The sequence below is a fragment of the Flavobacterium sp. W22_SRS_FP1 genome, assembly GCF_052113685.1.
Classification (GTDB): Bacteria; Bacteroidota; Bacteroidia; order Flavobacteriales; family Flavobacteriaceae; genus Flavobacterium.
The window spans coordinates 1-1373 of sequence record NZ_JBGQOE010000066.1 but is presented as its reverse complement, the minus strand read 5'-3'; the positions used below and the strand labels follow the sequence as shown (position 1 = coordinate 1373).

Sequence of the window (1373 nt, the reverse complement as noted above, 5' to 3'; positions counted from 1 at the left end):
AAAAAGAAAGAATTCTACATTTCGAACACCTCTAAATTGCGATCTAAAAGCTTTTATTTTAGCGTTGAAAGATTCAGCTGAAGCATTGGTGCTTCTGTTGTCGAAATAGTTTAATATGGTTTGATAATGATTCATTATCGATCTTGAGATTGTATTGAAAGATTTAAATCCAGATTGATTTACTTTTTCGTGCCATCTTGCCAACCTTGAAAGTCCAATGACTTTATCTGTTGTTTTCTCAAAAATGTGTCTTAAATCCTGAGCTAAATCATAGGCTTTTTTAATGTCAGGATACAATTCAAATAGTACTTCGGCTCGTTCTGTTTGATTTTTAGACCACTTTGATTGGTGTTTATATAGAAAATATCGACTTCTGGCTAACAGTTGTTTGACGGTATCATCATTTGTCAATAGCACGGGTTTATATTTTTTCTTTGATGCTCTGGCTTTTTCTATTGCTTCGTTTTCCTGATCAATGGCTTGCCAGCGGTATTTTATTCTTATTTCCTGTAATGCTTCTAATGCTAGTTTTTGTACATGGAATCTATCTGTGACGCGAGTTGCATTAGGGAAACATTTTTTGGCAATTAAGCCCATGTTCGCTGCCATGTCTAAGGTGATTTCGGTAACCTGATTTCGTTTTTTAAGCGGAATTTGTTCGATAATAGCAATAACTGACTCCGCTTTAGTGCCAGCAATCATTGCTACTATAGATCCTTTTTTACCTTTAGCGGCTTTGTTGGTCAAAATAGTATAGAGTTCACCATTAGATAAGGAGGTTTCGTCTATTGATAAGCGTTTACCGATGTTTTCTGGAAAAATAAGCCAATCTTTCGCATGTGGTTTTTGATTCCAGCTTTTAAAATCACTTAAGAAGTCTTTGTATTGATGTTGTAGATTTTTACCGCTAACACCATAGAAAGAAGCAATAGCATTGCAGTCATTAGCCTTGGAATCTATTGATTTCTTTTAAAAAAGACGCGAACTCCTGTGTTACCCGAGTTCCGTCTGCTACTAAATTCCAATCTCTAAATACAACTTGTCCAGTATCTTCGTTAAGCCATCTCCTGCGGGTGATATGTAGATATACCTGATGTCCACGAATTGGAAAATCTTGAACTGTTATCTCATCAAAGAACCCTTTTGAGCTTAATTTGTTTTGACGATATTCTTTGGGGATTGAATTAATCTCTTTCAAGTATAGATGAAGTATTTCTTCTCCTTTTTTATAGCGAGTCAGTTCAAAGTATTCAACTATGATTTCGGGAAGTAACAACTTGAGAAGGTCGACAAAAGAATCTTGCATTTCTATATAATTTTGAAATACAAATATCTCTATTTTTATATTTCCCCACAACATTTAGACTTGATCC

2 protein-coding genes are annotated in these 1373 nt (G+C 34.7%); both read right to left on the bottom strand.

All coding sequences use genetic code 11. From position 1 onward, the window contains the following. Positions 1-930, bottom strand: a 930-nt coding sequence (locus ACEN2H_RS15595) for an ISAon1 family transposase (RefSeq protein ID WP_441733981.1), incomplete at its 3' end; no start/stop codon positions are given. 13 nt (positions 931-943) lie between these two features. Beyond that, positions 944-1306, bottom strand: coding sequence for an ISAon1 family transposase N-terminal region protein (locus tag ACEN2H_RS15590; RefSeq protein ID WP_441733979.1), 363 nt, complete (start codon positions 1304-1306; stop codon positions 944-946). Positions 1307-1373 lie beyond the last annotated feature (67 nt).

Bases quoted from the DNA above. Each gene is read 5' to 3' on its own strand.
- ACEN2H_RS15590 (WP_441733979.1), bottom strand. From the start codon at position 1,306: ATGCAAGATTCTTTTGTCGACCTTCTCAAGTTGTTACTTCCCGAAATC.